At 36.8% G+C, this 19,229-nt stretch carries 17 protein-coding genes; 6 read left to right on the forward strand and 11 right to left on the reverse strand.

Going from position 1 to position 19,229, the window contains the following annotated elements:
* Positions 1-123: 123 nt before the first annotated feature.
* Genes ACWPWS_RS22865 through ACWPWS_RS22875 form a run of 3 tightly spaced genes read left to right on the forward strand, consistent with a single transcriptional unit; the run spans position 124 to position 3,810 of the window.
* Complete coding sequence (locus tag ACWPWS_RS22865) at positions 124-984, forward strand: ROK family protein (protein WP_454048031.1); 861 nt, start codon at positions 124-126, stop codon at positions 982-984.
* 20 nt (positions 985-1,004) lie between these two features.
* Positions 1,005-3,287: a GH92 family glycosyl hydrolase gene (locus ACWPWS_RS22870; protein WP_454048032.1), complete on the forward strand. Its 2,283-nt coding sequence runs from the start codon at positions 1,005-1,007 to the stop codon at positions 3,285-3,287.
* Between the two features lie 25 nt (positions 3,288-3,312).
* Positions 3,313-3,810 carry a cupin domain-containing protein gene (locus tag ACWPWS_RS22875; protein WP_047380263.1) on the forward strand — a complete coding sequence of 166 codons (498 nt, stop codon included), beginning with the start codon at positions 3,313-3,315 and terminating at the stop codon, positions 3,808-3,810.
* A 69-nt stretch (positions 3,811-3,879) separates the two neighbouring features.
* Here the strand turns inward: ACWPWS_RS22875 and ACWPWS_RS22880 are convergent, their stop codons facing one another.
* The 5 genes from ACWPWS_RS22880 to ACWPWS_RS22900 form a co-directional block, all read right to left on the reverse strand.
* Positions 3,880-6,585, reverse strand: coding sequence for a TonB-dependent receptor domain-containing protein (locus tag ACWPWS_RS22880; RefSeq protein ID WP_454048033.1), 2,706 nt, complete (start codon positions 6,583-6,585; stop codon positions 3,880-3,882).
* A 69-nt stretch (positions 6,586-6,654) separates the two neighbouring features.
* Positions 6,655-7,017 carry a hypothetical protein gene (locus ACWPWS_RS22885; RefSeq protein WP_209786307.1) on the reverse strand — a complete coding sequence of 121 codons (363 nt, stop codon included), beginning with the start codon at positions 7,015-7,017 and terminating at the stop codon, positions 6,655-6,657.
* 19 nt (positions 7,018-7,036) lie between these two features.
* Positions 7,037-7,681, reverse strand: coding sequence for a hypothetical protein (locus tag ACWPWS_RS22890; protein ID WP_245169796.1), 645 nt, complete (start codon positions 7,679-7,681; stop codon positions 7,037-7,039).
* A 78-nt stretch (positions 7,682-7,759) separates the two neighbouring features.
* Positions 7,760-8,446: a response regulator transcription factor gene (locus tag ACWPWS_RS22895; protein ID WP_002982671.1), complete on the reverse strand. Its 687-nt coding sequence runs from the start codon at positions 8,444-8,446 to the stop codon at positions 7,760-7,762.
* Positions 8,447-8,592: 146 nt separating this feature from the next.
* Complete coding sequence (locus tag ACWPWS_RS22900) at positions 8,593-10,137, reverse strand: sensor histidine kinase (RefSeq protein ID WP_454048034.1); 1,545 nt, start codon at positions 10,135-10,137, stop codon at positions 8,593-8,595.
* 201 nt (positions 10,138-10,338) lie between these two features.
* Here ACWPWS_RS22900 and ACWPWS_RS22905 point away from each other — a divergent pair, with 201 nt between their 5' ends.
* On the forward strand, positions 10,339-10,830 hold the full coding sequence (locus tag ACWPWS_RS22905; RefSeq protein WP_454048035.1) for an SRPBCC family protein: 492 nt from the start codon (positions 10,339-10,341) through the stop codon (positions 10,828-10,830).
* Between the two features lie 115 nt (positions 10,831-10,945).
* Here ACWPWS_RS22905 and ACWPWS_RS22910 read toward each other — a convergent pair whose 3' ends face one another.
* The 6 genes from ACWPWS_RS22910 to ACWPWS_RS22935 all read right to left on the reverse strand — a co-directional run bounded on the left by ACWPWS_RS22910 (position 10,946) and on the right by ACWPWS_RS22935 (position 17,877).
* Positions 10,946-11,287: a hypothetical protein gene (locus ACWPWS_RS22910; protein WP_454048036.1), complete on the reverse strand. Its 342-nt coding sequence runs from the start codon at positions 11,285-11,287 to the stop codon at positions 10,946-10,948.
* A 40-nt stretch (positions 11,288-11,327) separates the two neighbouring features.
* Positions 11,328-11,639: a four helix bundle protein gene (locus tag ACWPWS_RS22915; RefSeq protein WP_454048208.1), complete on the reverse strand. Its 312-nt coding sequence runs from the start codon at positions 11,637-11,639 to the stop codon at positions 11,328-11,330.
* Positions 11,640-11,678: 39 nt separating this feature from the next.
* Positions 11,679-13,724, reverse strand: coding sequence for a S9 family peptidase (locus ACWPWS_RS22920; RefSeq protein WP_454048037.1), 2,046 nt, complete (start codon positions 13,722-13,724; stop codon positions 11,679-11,681).
* A gap of 126 nt (positions 13,725-13,850) precedes the next feature.
* On the reverse strand, positions 13,851-16,241 hold the full coding sequence (locus ACWPWS_RS22925; RefSeq protein ID WP_454048038.1) for a T9SS type A sorting domain-containing protein: 2,391 nt from the start codon (positions 16,239-16,241) through the stop codon (positions 13,851-13,853).
* 214 nt (positions 16,242-16,455) lie between these two features.
* On the reverse strand, positions 16,456-17,196 hold the full coding sequence (locus ACWPWS_RS22930) for a uroporphyrinogen-III synthase (RefSeq protein ID WP_105683416.1): 741 nt from the start codon (positions 17,194-17,196) through the stop codon (positions 16,456-16,458).
* A gap of 12 nt (positions 17,197-17,208) precedes the next feature.
* Positions 17,209-17,877 carry a DUF4271 domain-containing protein gene (locus ACWPWS_RS22935; RefSeq protein WP_454048039.1) on the reverse strand — a complete coding sequence of 223 codons (669 nt, stop codon included), beginning with the start codon at positions 17,875-17,877 and terminating at the stop codon, positions 17,209-17,211.
* 240 nt (positions 17,878-18,117) lie between these two features.
* Between ACWPWS_RS22935 and ACWPWS_RS22940 the strand changes: the two genes are divergently transcribed.
* Both ACWPWS_RS22940 and ACWPWS_RS22945 read left to right on the forward strand, forming a co-directional pair.
* A complete protein-coding gene (locus ACWPWS_RS22940; RefSeq protein ID WP_105683176.1) occupies positions 18,118-18,834 on the forward strand; it encodes a polyprenol monophosphomannose synthase in 717 nt (238 codons plus the stop codon).
* Between the two features lie 5 nt (positions 18,835-18,839).
* Positions 18,840-19,208, forward strand: coding sequence for a DUF4296 domain-containing protein (locus tag ACWPWS_RS22945; RefSeq protein WP_454048040.1), 369 nt, complete (start codon positions 18,840-18,842; stop codon positions 19,206-19,208).
* Positions 19,209-19,229 lie beyond the last annotated feature (21 nt).

Raw genomic sequence — 19,229 nt, forward strand, 5'->3', positions numbered from 1 at the left:
ATGATATAGTTATCAGGATTATAAATATAAAGTCTGAAATACAAAGCAGACAGACAGGATATGTACTCCTGTTTGTCTGTTTTTTCAGTCACAAGGATGTCTTGAATTTAAAAAAAAAAAATAATGCAGAATATTGTAGGAATAGATATCGGAGGGTCGCACATCACATTGGCTCAGGTAGATCCGGAAAAACGTGAAATCATTTCTTCTACCTATGTAAGAGAACATGTAGATGCTTTCGAAAATAAAGAAGTTATTTTTTCAGCATGGGTTTCGGCTATTGAAAAAGTGGCTCACAATCTGTTAAAAGAAGACCTTTTAATTGGTATCGCAATGCCGGGACCTTTCGATTATGAAAACGGAATATCGCTGATGCAGCAGGGGAAATTTATAGATATCTATCAGGTGAATATTAAAGAAGAACTGGCAAAAAGACTTTCCATTTCTCAGGAGCAGATTCATTTTGTAAATGATGCCGCAGCATTCATGGAAGGTGAAGTATTCGGAGGGTGTGCTCAGGGATTCGATAGTGCTTTTGGAGTGACTCTCGGTACAGGATTGGGAACTACTTTCTTCAACGGAGAATTTGCAACGGATGAAGATCTATGGGATTCTCCCTTCAGAAACTCTATCTGTGAAGATTATCTGGCAACACGCTGGTTTGTGAATCATTATAAAGAACTGACAGGAGAGGAAATCTCCGGAACCAAAGATTTGCTGGATAAACCCATAGAAATACAGACCAGAATGTTTGATGAATACGCAGATTCTTTTTCAGAATTTATTATCAGATATGTAGCTCATTACAAACCGGAAGTTTTAGTTATAGGAGGGAATATTGCCAAAGCTTATCCTCATTTCGAGCAAAGATTTATTCAGAATTTAACAAAGAATAATATTAACTTGCAGGTTAAAATTTCTGCTATATTTGAAGATGCAGCCATTCTTGGAGCTGCCAGCTATGCATTAAAAAAGCTTATATAAATTAACAAACGAAACGTACAATGAAGTTTATATTTTCTACTTGCTTACTGTTAGTACAGGCCTGGGCTTTAGGTCAGAATGTATCTCCCGTAGATTATGTGAATCCTCTAATGGGAACACAATCCAAACCCTCTTTATCCAATGGAAATACCTATCCGGCCGTAGGACTTCCATGGGGAATGAATATCTGGACTCCCCAGACCGGTAAGATGGGTGACGGATGGGCATATACCTACGATGCAGATAAAATAAAAGGATTTAAACAAACGCACCAACCCTCTCCATGGATGAATGATTATGGCGCATTTGCCATCATGCCGGGAGTAGGAAAAGTAAAATTTAAAGAAGACGAAAGAGCAAGTTGGTTCAGCCACAAGGCTGAGGTTACTACGCCTTACTTTTATAGTGTTTATCTGGCAGATATCAATGTCACTACAGAATTTACTCCTACGGAAAGAGCCTCTTATTTTAAATTTGATTTTCCAAAAACAGACAGCGCTTACGTAGTGGTTGATGCATTAAACAAAGGATCTTATATCAAGATTTTACCGAAGGAAAGAAAAATCCTGGGCTATACAACGAGGTATTCTACCGGGAAATATGAGAATTTTAAAAACTACTTTGTCATTCAGTTTGATAAAGATTTTGAACTGACGAAAACATGGAAAGATGATAAGCTGGTTAATGATCAGTTGGAAATTACCAGCGATCATACAGGAGCTGTAGTAGGGTTTAAGCTTAAAAATAAAGAAACGGTTTATGCAAAAGTAGCCTCTTCATTCATCAGTTTTGAGCAGGCAGAATTGAATCTTAAAAGAGAAATCGGAACCAGAAATTTTGAACAGGTAAAAACCGATGCTAAAAATATCTGGAACAAAACATTAGGAAAGATTGAGGTAAAAGGAGGAACAGACCAGCAGATGAGAACTTTTTATTCCTCTTTATACAGAACTTTATTCTTCCCGCAAAAATTATATGAAATAGATGCTCAGAACAAAATAAAACACTGGAGCCCTTACAATGGTAAAATTGTTGACGGAAGAATGTTTGCAGGAACCGGATTCTGGGATACTTTCCGGGCTTTGTATCCTTTCCTGAACCTTGTTTATCCAAATATCAATGTAGAAATGCAGGAAGGATTAGCAAATGCTTACAAAGAAGGAGGATTTTTACCAGAATGGAGCAGTCCGGGATATTCTGATATTATGATTGGAAATAATTCCGCATCTGTAGTGGCAGATGCCTACATCAAAGGACTTCGCGGATATGATACGGAAGCTCTTTGGCAGGCTGTAAAACACGGGGCCAATAACGCAGGTCCAATAGAAGCTGTAGGCCGTGCCGGAGTAGAATATTACAATACATTAGGCTACGTTCCTTACGATGTGAAAATCAATGAAAATGCAGCAAGAACTTTAGAGTACGCTTATGATGACTTTTCAATTTATCAGCTAGGAAAAGCACTCGGGAAGCCAGCTTCTGAAATTGATATTTACAAGAAAAGAGCCTACAATTACAAAAATGTATTTGACAAAGAAACCGGCTTGATGCGTGGTAAAAACAAGGATGGAAATTTCCAGAAACCTTTCAATCCTTTCAAATGGGGTGATGCATTTACTGAAGGAAACAGCTGGCATTATACATGGTCTGTTTTCCAGGATATTGATGGTCTGTCTGAATTGATGGGTGGAAAAAAGAAATTTGAAGCCAAATTGGATGAAGTATTCTCATTGCCACCGGTTTTTGATGACAGCTATTATGGAGGCGTAATTCACGAAATCAGAGAAATGCAGATTATGAATATGGGGCAGTATGCGCACGGAAATCAACCTATTCAGCATATGATCTATCTGTACAATTATGCAGGAGCTCCTTATAAAACTCAATATTGGGCAAGACAGGTGATGAATAAATTGTATCATGCCACTCCGGATGGATATTGCGGAGACGAAGACAATGGGCAGACTTCTGCATGGTATATTTTCTCTGCCCTAGGATTTTATCCGGTGACACCGGCTACAGATCAATATGTATTGGGAGCACCATTGTTTAAAGAAGCAACCATTCATCTTGAAAATGGTAAGAAAATTGAAGTAAAAGCTCCGGAAAATAATGCGGAGAATTTATATGTAAAATCTTTGAATGTAAACCAACAGCCTTATTCTAAAAATTGGTTGAGCCATAAAGAATTAATGAAAGGAGCTGTTCTGGATTTTAAAATGGATAGTAAGCCTAACAAAGAAAGAGGTTCACAGGAAAAAGATTTTCCCTATTCAATGTCAAAAGAAGAATCAAATAAATAATTTTTAATTTAGAAATACAAGCTGTATGAGTACAGAAAAAAAAGAAATATTCGATAGAGTAGAAAGTATGCTGCAGACACAAGGATTTAACATCGCAGCAAAAGATGATACAAGACCATGGGGTGGATTCTTTGTAATTGATGAAACACAGGCACAGGATTTTGCGAACCAGTATTTTGACGGGATTGATGTAGACAACCTGAGAATAGGAGGGAAGCTAAGCCCGAAAATCCTTATCGTTGCTCCGGAAGCAAGATTAAGCTGGCAATATCACCACAGAAGAGCTGAGATCTGGCAGGTGGTGGAAGGAACCGTTGGTATCAAAAGAAGCAACACTGATGAAGAAGGGGAATTAGGAGAATATGGTCCGAAAGATCAGGTAAAACTTCAGCAGGGAGAAAGACACAGATTGATTGGTCTTGCAGGCTGGGGAATTGTAGCCGAAATCTGGCAGCATACCGATGCATCCAATCCTTCAGACGAAGATGATATCGTAAGAGTACAGGATGACTTTGGAAGATAAATAAAAAATCCGCTTCATTGAAGCGGATTTTTTATTGTAAGGAAGCTTCATTCTTCCAGCTTCCAGCTTTTAAAACGTCACATCCAATCCCACATAAAAGTTAGCTTTCATAATGGGTGCATATACCATTCCGCCGTCAAAATAATTTCCGAAAGGATTTTTAAAATCAACAATCGCATTTTTCTGATAATAAGAAGTCAGGTTTTCTCCTCCTACGTAAGCTCTGATCTTTTTATTGAAATTTTTTGAGATCTGAGCGTTCAGAACGGCATAAGATTCAGAATATGTTGCTAACTGAAACTCTGCCGGATTACTTGATGTATCAGGAAGTCTCTGTTTTCCAACCCAGTTTAAAGTGGTATCAAAACTCCAGAATCCTCCATTGTTATTTTTATTGGTAGAATACGCTAAATTCACAAAACCTCTGTGTTTTGCCATGAAAGGAACTTCTCTTCTTCCCCCAATATAATCAGCCTGTACATCATAATATTTATAGGCCAGCCTTACTTCAAGATTTTTTATGGGCATAAAATCCCATTGGGTCTGGAATGAATTGGCAAAAGACTTTCCTTCCAGATTATAAAATGTCAACTGTTGAGGAGATTTGTCTAAATCTACCAATACCTGATCCTGAAAATCTGTTCTGAAGAAATCGGCAACAATGCTGGATTTTCTTCCGAATAATTTAAATTCCTGCTGTAAACTTGCCCCATAGTTCCATGCAATTTCAGGTTTTAAGCCGTAAATATTTCCTCCATTAGATAAAATATTGATAGCTCTGTTCGATGCAAAATACTGCTGGCTTTCCGCAAATACATTGGCTGTTCTGAATCCTCTTCCCGCAGAAAGTCTTAAAATAGTCTGAGGAGTGAAATCATATTTAAAATTAAGTCTTGGTGTAAACTGAGTTCCTGCGAGATTATGAAAATCGACTCTTGAACCTGCTACTAAAGTATATTTTAATCCCGTTAAAGTATACTCAGCAAAAATACCCGGTACAATTTCATTTCTTCTCATATCGTCTATCAAATACGTTTCTTTATAACCGTCATACAAGAAGCTTGCTCCTGCTTTATACTTATGATTGGTATTTCCGATGATGCTTTCAAAAATTAAATTGGAGTAATAGGTGTGCTGCTGCCCCGCATAATTTCTTAATCCAAAGAAGCTATCCTGCTGATGATAAACGTACTGGTTCATCCAGCCGATACTTTGGTAAGGTTTTCCTTTAAAAACATATCCGGTTTTATTCCAAACCTGAAACCTTGAGATATCAATTCCTACCCCATAAAAAGGCTGTTTGTCCTGACCAAGCTTTTTATCAAAAGCAACCTGTCCTGCAGTTCTTTCATCTCTGATAAAATTAATTCCGAAATGAGACCCGAATCCTGATTTTTCAAGATCATTATAATTCAGCAAATAAGCGGCGTTGATCTGCGTTCCTTTTGGTCTGTCCAGAAAACCGTCATGATTCATATCCGTATTCCCGAAAGTTCCGTTTCCGTGAAGAAGGAAAGTCTGTGACCATTTATCATTGATAGGAGACACATTGGTAATATTTACTTCTGCTCTTCCGTTGAAATCAGAAAAAAGGTTCAGTGACGTTTCAGGCGTTTTTGCATTCTTTAAAAGTTCAGTATTAATCTGCCCCGTGATACTTTCATAACCGTTGGTTACAGTACTTCCACCTTTAGTAAGCTGGATACTTTCAATCCATCTTCCCGGAATAAAGTTGAGTCCATATGCAGAAGCCAGTCCTCTGATTTCAGGCAACTGTTCCTTCGTTAGGCTGGTGTATTTTTGATCCAGGCCAAGCATTTTCAGCTGTTTTGTTCCTGTAACGGCATTACTGAAAGATACATCCACCGTTGCATTGGTTTCGAAACTTTCAGACAGATTACAGCAAGCAGCCTTTAACAGCTCTTTCTTATCAATATTAAAAACAAGTCCGGCTTCTTTCTTACTTAAAGCTGTTGCTGCTTTAGAACCTGTTACTACCACTCCGTCAATGCTCTTTTCATGCTGGGAATGATCCTCTTTAGCTGAAGAGGCCTCATGATCTTTATGATCTTCATGTTTTGCTTCTTCTTCATAATGTACCTTTGGATTAGGTTCACCAAAAGTAAACTCTCTGTCGTACAGACAGCATCCCGGAAGCCCATTATAAACAGCATCTGAAGCTTTGTATTTTTCATTGTCATGACCCGCATCAGCAATTGCTTTTAAAATTTTATCTGATGAGGTTTTTGACGGGTCAAAATTTAAAGTAACCGTTTGTTTTTCTGCATTCCATTCTGCAGCATTTGCACCGGCATCTTTTGATGCTTTTTCTATTCTGGCTTTACATGAAGCACAGTTTCCCCTTACATAGAATTCGTTTTCTTTTTTATCAGAAACATTAGTATTTGTATGGTGTTCGTGATGGGCTTCCGCTTGTGATGGCTGCAGATCTCTGCTATACAGACAACATCCCGGAAGGCTATTATAAACAGTATCCGGAGCTTTGAACTTCTCATTGTCGTGGCCTGCTTCAGCTACTTTTTTCAGAATATCATCTGTGGATACCTTATCTGTTTCTACAGTTAAGGTTTGAAGATCAACAGAGTAAACTGCTGTTTTTGCACCCGCTTTTTTGGCAGCACTTTCAATTCTTGTTTTACACATCTCACAGTTCCCTTTTACTTTGAACTGATTTTTTGAAAGTGTTTGAGCAGATATAAATTGTGTAAATAGGAATAATGCACCAAGTATAAACCTGGAAATAGGTGATTTCATTTTGTTTAAAAGTTTAAATTAATTAAAAAACAGCTCATTACATAGTATAATGAACTCGTGATATTTTAATTAACCTACCTTAGGCGGTTGCCAGATTTCCTTTAAACGGTCTGAAAGATATGGATCTGAATATTGGAACTGAGGATTCTTATTCGCTTTGTAATAAGACAGTTCCAAACGTAGATTTTTTGAGAAAGGCGTTTCAATAAAAGTATAGCAGGCAACGCATGATGAGCAGCAGTCATCATTACATGATTTTGTTTTATCATGTTGGCTGTCTTTTTTTGAAGAATGATTTTTGCAGCAGTCCATTTTCTTGGAAGATTCTGCTTTACAGCATGTTTCCTGCATTCCTTGTGCATAGAAGTTATCCTTGGGAATCAAAAAGACTCCCAGGCAAAACACTATTGCAAGTAGGTGAAACAGCTTCATATCTGCAAAAATACAAAATTTATGGTAAAGGATCACCAACTTTTAGAGAACAGCTGTGCCAAGGCTCACCATGTGCCGGATTCAGTTTGGGCTTTTCACCCATTGCCAGATTCTGTGCAGCTGGTGCGGGAGCAGGCGCTGGTGTTGTCTGAATTACATTTTGTGCAGCTTGTGGAGCTGGAGCAGGTTTGCTGTTTAAAGGCTGTCCTACCGGAATATCACAGCGGTGTCCCGGTTGCCCGTGAGGAGGATTCATTCCGGGAGCCGTTTTTACCTGTTTTCCGTTGTTATCAAGGGTAATTTTCCCTGGAGATACTGCATTAGGATCAATTTGAATGGTGTTGGCTCCATTCACGTTTACATTCTGTGTGGTAGGAGTAGCTCCGGCAGGTTTACTGTTCAGCGGCTGTCCTACCGGAATATCGCATCGGTGGCCAGGTTGTCCGTGTGGAGGATTCATTCCGGGAGCTGTAGCCATCGGAGCAGGAGCAGGGCTGGATTGGATGCCTGCCTGATCCATCAGGGCTGTTTTTGAGGAGGTATTAAGGGCCACGTTGGGCTGGCCAGCGTTGGCTTCTTCTTTTAAATAAGTAGCTCTTTCATCCTTTTTACAAGAGGCGGCTAATAGTGATACGGCGATCAAACCTATAAATGTATTCTTCATATCCATGGGTATGAAACAAAATTAGCAAAACATTTTCAATTGTTTTGCTAATTTTATACTTATAATTTGATTTTTGGATTAATTTTTTACCAAAAGTCTAAATCCTTCTCCGTGAACGTTGATAATTTCCAATCCTTCGTCGTCTTTTAATAATTTACGAAGCTTCGCAATATATACGTCCATACTTCTTGCTGTAAAGTAATTCTCTTTTTTCCAGATTTTTCTTAACGCAAGATCTCTCGGCATGAAATCATTTCTATGGATGCAAAGAAGTTTTAATAATTCATTTTCTTTAGGAGAAAGTTTGTATTCTTTATCACCTACTTTCAGCTGTCTCAACATAGAGTCGAAGAAAATATTGCTGATTTTGAATTGCTCCTGCTCCTCATTTTCCAGTGTAGAACTTCTCTGAAGAATTGCTTTGATTTTATACAAAAGAAGTTCAGTATCAAATGGTTTTGTGATATAATCATCAGCGCCCAGCTGATATCCTTTCAAAATATCTTCTCTCATATTTCTTGCTGTAAGGAATATGATGGGTGTATTTTTATCAATCTTTTTTACATCTTCAGCTAATGAAAACCCATCTTTTTTAGGCATCATTACGTCAAATATGCAGATATCGAATTCATTTTCTGTAAATTCTTTAAGTCCCTGCTCCCCATCAGTGGCAAGAGTTACTTCAAAATTATTGATTGTCAAATAATCTTTAAGCACCGCCCCGAAACTCTGATCGTCCTCTACTAATAATATTCTGTTGCTCATAACTTTTAATAATTAATAATTAACATTAAGAATGAACTTCCTCACTCTATCTTCTATATTTTGATATTTGGTTTAACCTTTTTTATAATTGATAAATGATTATTGATAATTGATGTTTTTATCACTTATCATTCATCGTTTATTTCCTAACCCATCGGCAGTTTTATCGTAAACATACTTCCTTTTCCTTTATGAGAATCTACGATAATCTGTCCTTTGTGCAGTTCTACAATTTTCTTAACGTAGGAAAGGCCTAATCCCTGTCCTTTTACGTTGTGAATATTTCCGGTTTCTTCTCTGAAGAATTTTTCGAAAATTTTGGTTTTATTCTGGGTGTCCATTCCCATTCCTTTGTCGGAAATTTCAATGATATACCAGTGTCCTTCGTTTCTTGTTTCCACATGTATTTCCGGTGCTTCAGGAGAATATTTATTGGCATTGTCCAGTAAGTTCACCAGCATATTCGAGATATGGAACTCGTCTATTTTAAAATTATAATGAGTGGCATTGAATTTCTGAGTAAGAGAACCGTTTCTTTGCTGTACAATCAGATTGAAAGATTCTGTTGTTCTTTTGATCAATTCCCTTACATTGGTTTCTTTTAAGAATAATTCTACTTCATTCCTTTCAAGCTTAGACATATTGAGTACGTTTTCCACCTGCTTTTTCATCCTTAAGTTCTCCTGCTTGATCAGTTCGGAGTAATATTTTACCTTATCCGGATTGGTGGCTATTTTGTCATTAGCTAATGAATCCGTAGCCACAGAAATGGTTGCCAATGGTGTTTTAAACTCATGGGACATATTGTTGATGAAGTCTGTTTTTACTTCAGCAAGTTTCTTCTGCCTCATCATATAATTGATGGAAATAATGTAAATCCCAAGAATCGTAAGAAGAGATAGGAATGTTCCCAGAAGCATTGGCCAGTTGTTCATCGCAAGGGAATATTCTTTTTTAGGGAATACTAAGGCGAGGCTGTATAACGTATTTTTCTTATCGGCAAAAAGAGGAAAGCTGTAGGTATTACTGTCTTTTTTCTCTTTGTAAGCCTTATTGGCAATGCTTGTAAGCTTATTGTTGCTGTCCAGAACTCCATACCCGAATTTGGCTGTTATACCTCGTATTTTAAGTTCTTTTGCAATAACAGAGTCCAGTGTTTTCGGATCCACTCTTTTAGTAATAGGAAGGTTGTTTCCATATACTTTGACGAATTCTTTCATCGAGTAATCTCCTGTCTCAATCTCCTGATTGATATCTTGCGTCAGAAGTTCGCGATTGGTAGTATCTCTTTTTATTTTATAGGCGGCTTCATCTGTATATAAAGTGGTCAGCTTAATAGAATCTCCTTTCTGGGAAATGGGAAGCTGTGTTTTTTCAATAATATTTTTAGAATAGATAATCTGTCTCTGAGTACCGGAATCCGCCACCTGCTGGATGGTGGTTAAAGATGGCTGTTTGCTGTTGGCAAGAATATTTTTCCTGAAATCTTTATAATCCTGATTCAGGTATTTGTCAGCCTCAATTTCTTCAATACTTTTTGAAGTACTTTCCAAAACTGCATACACTTTATTTGAAAAATCCTGTTCCAGTACGCCGTAATAGCCTTTCAACCAATAAAATTGGAGCGTTACAAAGACAATCAGTGAGATCGTCATAAACACTGAAATTATTGGGATGAATTTGTTATTCATTATTTAATTATATAGGTTTTGGAAAAATGAATGTTAAAATTAATTGTTTTAAGAGTACATAAACAAAAAACGAGCCAAAAAATTGTTTTTTTTCTCTTAAAAGAGTGTTTTTTAACAATTATTTATGAATTATCCTTTAGTTGTCATATGAAAAGTCCCTTTCTATAAATAAAGTGCTAACTTTATTAAAAATAAATATTTATGGAATCTAATATCATTTTCAACAAAGATTTTGATGCAGCAAGTACTTATGTCATGAAGATTTATAAAACTGATGTTTCAACAGTGTGGAACTATTTTACCCAGGCTGAATTACTGGATCAATGGTGGGGTCCCAAACCATGGAAATGCGAGACGATAAGTCAGGATTTCAAGGAAGGAGGAATCTGGATGTATGCAATGGCAGGCCCAAACGGAGAAAAAGGACCTATGTATTCTAAAACTCAATATGGGGAGATAATGGAACACAGAAGCCTTGACTGGCTGAGTGCTTTCGCTGATAAAGAAGGGAATATCAATGAAGATTTTCCAAGGTCAAAATGGCTGATCGGTTTTACCGGAATAGAAGAAGGAACTAAAGTAACCATCAATATTCACTATCATTCTCCTGAAATTATGAAAAAGCTTATGGATATGGGATTTGAAGAAGGATTTAAAATGGGGCTGAATCAATTGGATGAATTGATTGGATGAATTTGAACAGGTTAAAAAATACTTATTTATAAAAAAGAGGATTTTCCAATGGAAAACCCTCTTTTTATTTATCAACAGGATTAACTTCCTGCTTCATTCTTCAAACTTCCAGCCTTTATAAAAGCTCTTCTTCTTGGAAATACTGAATAATTGCCTTTTTCATAAGAAGGGTCTGCTCATTGGGTCTTAATTCCGGAAGTTCTTCCAGACTTTCAAACTGTGGCCATCCGTCTTCATAATGCGTGAATTTATAATATCCAAAAGGCTCAAGCAACCTGCATACTGCAATATGAATCAGATTTACTTTATCCTCTTTCGTATATTTTTGCTGGCCGCTTCCCAGCTCCTGTAGCCCTATCAGAAATAAAAGGGTTTCAATGGGCGGATTCTTCTCAGTCTGAAAATTGTCTTCGAAGAACTGTTCTATCTTTTTCCAATATTCGGATTCGTTGATCATAATTTTATAAATGATAAATAATGATTGATAAATGATAAAGTTACTCCTTTAGCATTTTTCTGTATGAGGAAGTTACTTTCAGTATCTCCTCTGTTTTTGCTTTTATATCTGTTAAAAATTCTTTTTGAACATATTCCAGTTCTTCCAGCATTTCAAGCCAAAATAAAGTTTCATCAGTTTCTTCTATCACTATGGATATTTTTGAAAATCTTTCGGCTTTAGATCTTGCCCTGCACATCGCTCTATAATTAGCAGCCATGGAAGTGGAAGATCGGAATATCTGCTTTCTAATAACTGAAAAAGCTTCGTTATAGGGAAGTCCTGATAATTCTTTAATAATTCTGATAGCCAGAAAATTGTATTGTAATCTTGGCTATTCATCATTGATCATTTATGAATTATCATTTATCTTTAATAGAAAAGCATACTCCAATGCATCTTCTTTCAGAGACTCAAATCTTCCACTTGCTCCTCCGTGTCCTGAGCTCATATCCGTTTTAAAGACTAAAATATTGTCGTCTGTCTTTAATTCTCTTAGTTTTGCTGTCCATTTTGCAGGTTCCCAGTACTGTACCTGAGAGTCATGGAATCCTGTAGTGATGAGCATGTGCGGGTAATCTTTAGCTTCCACATTATCATAAGGAGAGTAGTCTTTCATATAATGATAATATTCCTCATCATTTGGATTTCCCCATTCATCATATTCTCCTGTTGTTAAAGGAATTGTATCATCCAGCATGGTGCTCACAACGTCTACGAAAGGGACTTGTGCTACAATTCCATTGAATAACTGAGGTTCGTAATTAACCACAGCTCCTACCAACAGACCGCCTGCACTTCCTCCCATTGCATACATGTGTCTTGATGAAGTATAATTTTCCTTAATTAAATGCTTTCCTGCATCAATAAAATCGAAGAATGTATTTTTCTTGAACAGCATTTTCCCATCCTCATACCATTCTCTTCCCAGATATTCTCCACCACGGATGTGAACGATTGCGTAAATAAAACCTCTGTCAAGCAAGGATAGTCTTACATTTGAAAAACTGGCATCAACAGTATGTCCATAACTTCCATATCCATATAACAGAAGTGGGGTATCTGCTGATTTTTTGGTGTCTTTATGATATACTAAAGAAATAGGAACTTTTACTTCTCCATCTCTGGAGTCTGCCCAGATTCTTTCTGAAATATAATTTTCAGGGAAAAACTTTCCACCCAGCACTTCCTGTTGTTTCAGAAGCTTCGTGGTTTTGTCCTTCATATTATATTCATAGGTGGAACTCGGCTGTGTAAGAGAGGTGTAGCCATAACGTAGAATCTCTGTATCAAATTCCAGATTGATTCCGATATAAGCTGTATAAGTAGGATCGGAGAAAGGTAAATAATAAGATTCCTGGGTCTTCTCATCAATAATTTTGATCTGAAGTAACCCTCTTTCTCTTTCCTCAAGAACAAGATAATCTTTGAAAATTTCAAAGCCTTCCAGTAGAACTTCTGCACGGTGAGGGATAACATCCACCCAATTTTCCATACTGCAGTTGTCAATCTTCGTTTTTACAATTTTGAAATTGATCGCATCATCAGCATTGGTAATGATGTAAAATTCATCTTCATAATGCTCTACAGAATACTCAAGATCATCTATTCTGGGCTGAATTACCTTCCATTCTTCAAATACATTATCAGAAGGGATAAAGCGGTGCTCATCAGAAATTGTACTTGAACTTGCAATGAAAATATACTGTAAAGATTTTGTTTTAAATACATTCACATCAAAAGTATCATCCTCTTCGTGGAAGATCAATACATCGTCTGCAGAATCTGTTCCCAGCTGGTGCCTGTATACCTGGAATGCACGCAGACTCTTATCTTTTCTAATATAAAAGACATGCTGATTATCATTTGCCCAAACTGCTTTTCCTGTTGTATTCAGAATTGTGTCTGTAAGAATTTCACCTGTCTTTAGGCTCTTGAAGTTAAGAGTATAAATTCTTCTTCCCACATCATCTGAAGAAAAAGAAGCCAGCTCATTATTGGGGCTTACTGCTACGCTTCCTACTTCAAAAAATTCTTTGCCTCCTGCCAGAATATTAACGTCAAGTACAATCTCTTCTTCGTTGTCAAGACTTTTGTGTTTTCTGCAGAAAATAGGATATTCCTTACCTTCTTCATAACGTACAATATACCAGTACTCATTAAAAAAGTAAGGTAGAGATTCATCATCCTTTTTATAACGGGCTTTCATCTCTTCAAAAAGCTCTTCCTGAAGGGCTTCCGTATCTTTCATGATGAATTCTTCGTAGGCATTTTCTTCCTCAATATATTTGATGACTTCAGGGTTTTCCCTTTCATTCAGCCAAAAGTAATTATCGGTTCTTTTATCGCCGTGGGTTTCTAATATTTTTTCTATTTTTTTTGCCTGTGGAGCTTTCATCCTATATTTTTAGTTATTTGCGTCCCGAATATTAAAGGCACGCTATATTCAATGTTAATTCTTGTTCAAATATAAGAAAGGCTATCTACAATTTGATAGCCTTTCTTATTATTATTGTAAGACGGATTACTTTTTTATAGTTTTAATTGTTTTTATGCTTCCATCTTTCATTTTTAGAGAAATAAAATATATTCCGGTATTCAGATCTCCGAGATGAAGTGGAGAAGAAGGGTTTTTAATAGTTCTTATCTGCTTTCCAGAAATATCTGTAATAGAGATGGACCTTACATTTGAAATATCTGAAATAGTTACCAGATCTGTAAATGGATTCGGTGATACCTGAATTTTTTCATTGTCCTTAAAAGCTTGATGAGTGGATAGTACAGAACTATCATATGCTGAGATTTGAAAGTTTCCATTGGCCTCATCTTTTTTGGATTTCCATACGCTGATGTGCAGAATAGCACCAGGGGTTTGGCCGGTTAGATTGATTTTAGAGAAAGCGTTTTGGTCATTGTTATTACACGCAATTTCTGTTAAAGAACCACAACCTCCGCTATAAGCAGCAAGCACCGAGTCCGTAAATGGAGAACCTGTAACTCCTTTGGTTTCTATGGTAAGGGTTCCGCTTGGAGGTACAACGACTGTAAACCAGATATTGTCAGCAGTATCGTACCAGCAGGAAGGATCATTACCATCTGTAGTTGCCCCTGCGTTACTGGTAGTAATTGCTCCGGATGCAAAATCACTTGCAACAGTTAAAGGAGTAGCTCCTGAGCAGTTATCATTGGCGGGTGGAGTAAATTCATAGGCTGAAACTCTAAATTCTCCATAATCCGCATCTACACTATAATTCCAAACATTGATGTATAATGTTGCGCCGGGAGTTTGTCCTGTTAGATACATGAGAGAGAAATAACCTGTTCCTGTATCATCATCACAAGCAATTTCTGTCAATGAGCCACAAGCCCCATTATAAACACTGAGTACAGTGTCATAAACTTCCGAACCTGAAACTGGTCGTGTTTCTATGGCAAGATTTCCACTTGGAGGAATAACAGCCTTGAACCATACGTTGTTACTGGCGCTTGGTCGACAGGGAGGGGCTGTATTGTTTGTGGTTGTTCCTGAGTTGGTGGAAGTGATAACTCCTGAAGCAAAGTTAGTTCCAACGACTAAAGGAGTTGCTCCTGAGCAATTGTCATTAGCTGGAGGTGTATACTCATAAGCTGCAACCTGAAATTTTCCATCATCAGAACTTGATTGAATCTTCCATACACTTATATATAAAGTAGCACCTGGAGTCTGCCCGGTTAGATAGATCAAGGAGAAACCACTTTGTCCACTATACTTATTACAAGCAATTTCGGTTAAAGAACCACAGGTGCCGCTATAAACATTAAGTGTTGAACTATTAAATAAAGAGCCTGGAGCTTGGCGTGTTTCTATAGCCAGATTTCCGCTTGGAGGAACAATAGCCTTAAACCATACATTATTACCGGCCATTGGTCGGCAAGAAGGTGTACTGCTATCTGCAGTTGCTCCTATATTCGTAGAAGTGATAGCGCTTGAAGTGAAGTTGGTTCCAACCGTTAAAGGTGTTGCTCCTGAGCAGTTATCATTTATGACTAGTAATGGGTCAAACGCTGAAATCTGAAATGGCGCATTAATAGCATTTGAAACATATTTCCAGGCACTTATATATAGTTTAGTGCCGGGAGTTTGACCTGTTAAAGTGATTTTAGAGAAAAAGTATAGCCCGCTGCTGCTATCACAAGCAATTTGAGTTAAAGAGCTACAAGTTCCACTGTAAATACTGAGTGTCGTATTATTCAGTTCTGAGCCTGGAGCCTTTTGAGTTTCTATAGTAAGATTTCCACTTGGAGGGACTATAGCTGTAAACCATATATTGTCAATGGCATATGCGTTGCAGGATGGAATAGCTCCATCTGTGGTTGCTCCTAAATTGGTAACAGTGATGGCTCCTGATGCAAAGTTGTTTCCTAGAGTTAAGGGTGTTGCTGCTGAGCAGTTGTCATTGGCAGGCTGTACAGGGTCATACGCTGAAATCTTAAATTGTCCATTGCCCATACTTATATAAGACTTCTTCCATACACTTATATATAATGTGCTGCCAGGAGTTTGGTTGGTAAGTGATATCAATGAATATTCGCTTACGCCTGAGTCATCATCACAGGCAATCTGAGTTAAAGAGCCACACGTTCCGCTATAAACACTTAATACAGGATCATTAAATGAAGAACCTGGAGCTTCCCGGATTTCAATTTTAAGTTTGCCGCTTGCTGGTACAACAGCTTTGAACCAAACATTTTCTACAGCATAAGAATTACAGGATGGAGTAGCTCCATCTGTGGTTGCTCCTACATTGGTAGAAATAATAGCCCCTGAAGCAAAATTTGCTCCAACATTTAGGGTGATTGCTCCTGAACAATCATTGTTTTGTGCATTTACAAGTACAATTGCAAAGAGAAATAAATAAGATAATAATTTTCTCATATTTTTCTGTTGTTTCTGGTTTCTAGTTTTTTTCAAATATACAAAAGTATTGTATGTCATACAATGACAATAGGTTGTAGCTTGTGTTGTGAATTTTTTATTATATAAGTTTGGAGGATATTTAATTCAATATTAATTTTTGTTCAACTTTAGCAAAAAAAAACCATCTTTTCAATAAAGGAAAGATGGTTGATCGTATTTTTATAATTAAAGACTATTTATGAAGTGCTTTAATATACTTTTCAAGGGCCATTGTCATAGAAGGCGTTTCCTTCGTAGGGGCCATTAAATCTACTTTTAATCCTGCTTCTTCTGCGGCTGCCAAAGTCGTGTTTCCGAAAACTCCGATCTTTGTTTCATCCTGCTTGAAGCCAGGGAAGTTTTGTTGTAACGATTTGATACCCTGTGGGCTGAAGAAAATCAGCATGTCATAATCTTTGACATTGATATCTGTAAGGTCGCTGCATACGGTACGGTACATAATTGCTCTTGTCCAGTCTACATTAGATGCATCCATGGTTTTTACAATATCCGGACTTAAAACATCTGAAGAGGGCAGCAGATATTTTTCAGTTGGGAATTTTTTGAAAAGAGGAAGCAGGTCTGAGAAGTTTTTCTCCCCAAAGCTGATTTTTCTTTTTCTGTACACAATATGCTTTTGAAGGTAGTTGGCAATTGCTTCCGACTGACAGATGTATCTCATTGTATCCGGAACAGCGAAACGCAATTCCTCTGCTAGTCTGAAGTAATGGTCAATCGCATTTTTACTGGTAAAAATAATACCGGTATACTGCGTCAGATCTATTTTCTGTGTTCTGAGCTCTTTATTGTCAACCCCTTCGACGTGGATAAATGGACGGAAATCAATCTTTATTTTTTCCTTCTTCGCTATATCCAAATATGGAGAAGACTCACTAGGCGCTGGTTGAGAAACCAATATAGACTTTATTCTCATCATTGACATTTATTAAAAAAATAACAACTTCCAAAGCAATAATAATGGTGCGATTTGGAGGGTGCAAATATACAAAAATTTATAATACCATTTCTCGGGAAGAATCTTGTTCTTGTGAAATAAATAGAAAAAAACTTTGAAAATGAATACAAAAGCGAAGAAGCAGAAATAATATAAAAACATTTTATTTCTGTCTATCGGGAAGTAATAATGGGCTACACAAAGAATTATTAGCAAAAATGAAAGAATGAAATAAAATTTTGTGGAGGTAAAATAAAAAATAGTCCATTTTTTTCCATCCCCTATACTTTGATAAAATAAAAAACCTAATGTTGATTTTATTAAATAAAAAAACAGCACTGCCAGCAAAGTATACCCAAATTTATTAAGCTGATATCCAAAAAGCTGAAGATCCGCAATATATTTCGGGACAATAGGAACGTATTGTGAAATTAAGACGGACAGTGTAAGGGTGGTTACACATGAGGTGATAATCCAGCTGGGAAGGTTATTGCTCGCATCAAAATATTTCTGAAGCAGAAAATCTTTGAGACTGGCATCCCTTTCTATGACGTTCATCATAAAAACATACAAGAATATACAGCCCACGAGGATAAAAATTACCCAGTCATTATTCTCAGGTATTCTTACGTGATTGACAAAGTGTTGTGATGATGGCAAAATTTAAGTTTTTTATTTATTATTTAACTTCATATAACACAATACGGCACAGATTTTCCTGTCACCTGATTCGTGAATTTGCAGTTAAAATATTTGCTCTCACAGATTTTACAGAGTGTTCAGATCTATCGAATAAAAGTTTCTGTTTCATCCGCTTAATCCCTGAGAAATATTTTTGCAAAATTATAGATTATTTTGTATAAAATAAAAAGGTTAAATAAACTATCTTTGCAAACTGAAATGAAAAAACTCGTCATCATCCCAACATACAACGAAAAGGAAAATATTGAAAATATTATTTCCGCAGTTTTTGCATTGGAGGACGACTTTCATATCTTAGTGGTAGATGATTCTTCTCCGGATGGAACTGCAGAGATTGTAAAAGAGTTGCAGAAGAAAAATCCGCATTATCTTCACCTCTCGATAAGACATGTGAAAGATGGCTTGGGAAAGGCATATATTCATGGTTTTAAATGGGCAATTGAAAATAAATATGATTATATTTTCGAGATGGATGCCGATTTCTCACATAACCCGAATGATCTTCCGAAACTTTTTGAAGCCTGTAAAAATGCAGATATGGCCATTGGTTCCCGTTACTCAAAAGGAGTGAATGTGGTGAACTGGCCAATGGGAAGAGTATTATTGTCTTACTTTGCCTCAAAATATGTAAGGTTTGTACTGGGACTTCCTATTCATGATACGACAGCAGGATTTGTTTGTTTTTCAAGAAAAGTATTGGAGGAAATAGGATTGGATAATGTGAAATTAAAAGGCTATGGGTTTCAGATAGAAATGAAATTCAGAGCATTTAAAAAAGGTTTTAGAATTGTAGAAGTTCCTATTATATTTACCAACAGAATTTTAGGAGAAAGCAAAATGAACGGAGGAATTATCCATGAAGCCGTTTTTGGAGTACTGAACTTAAAATGGAAATCAATCATCAACAGATTATGAAACTGATGAAAAAGCTAATCTTTATTTTCGTTTTGCTGGGACTGTTTTCGTGCGGCGATTATATTGATAAGCCTAAAAATCTGATCGATAAAGAAATGATGGCAGAAATTATTGCCGATCTTGCGATCAATGATCAGGCTATCTTTGTATATCCTGATAAAAATATGGAAGCAGGTACAAGAGCTGTGCTGAAGTCTCATAAAGTAAAATCTGATGACTTTGTAGACAGTTTCAAATACTATGTGATTAAAGAAGAAATGGATGGGATTACCAATGATGCACAGGAAATATTGCTGAAAAAAGATCCCAAAGCAGATAAATACATAAAGGATAGATTGAAACAAAATGGTGTTGTAATGCCTGTCGTAAGGTAAAATTACCCGGAAGTTTCTGCC

Source organism: Chryseobacterium sp. Marseille-Q8038 (assembly GCF_965111995.1).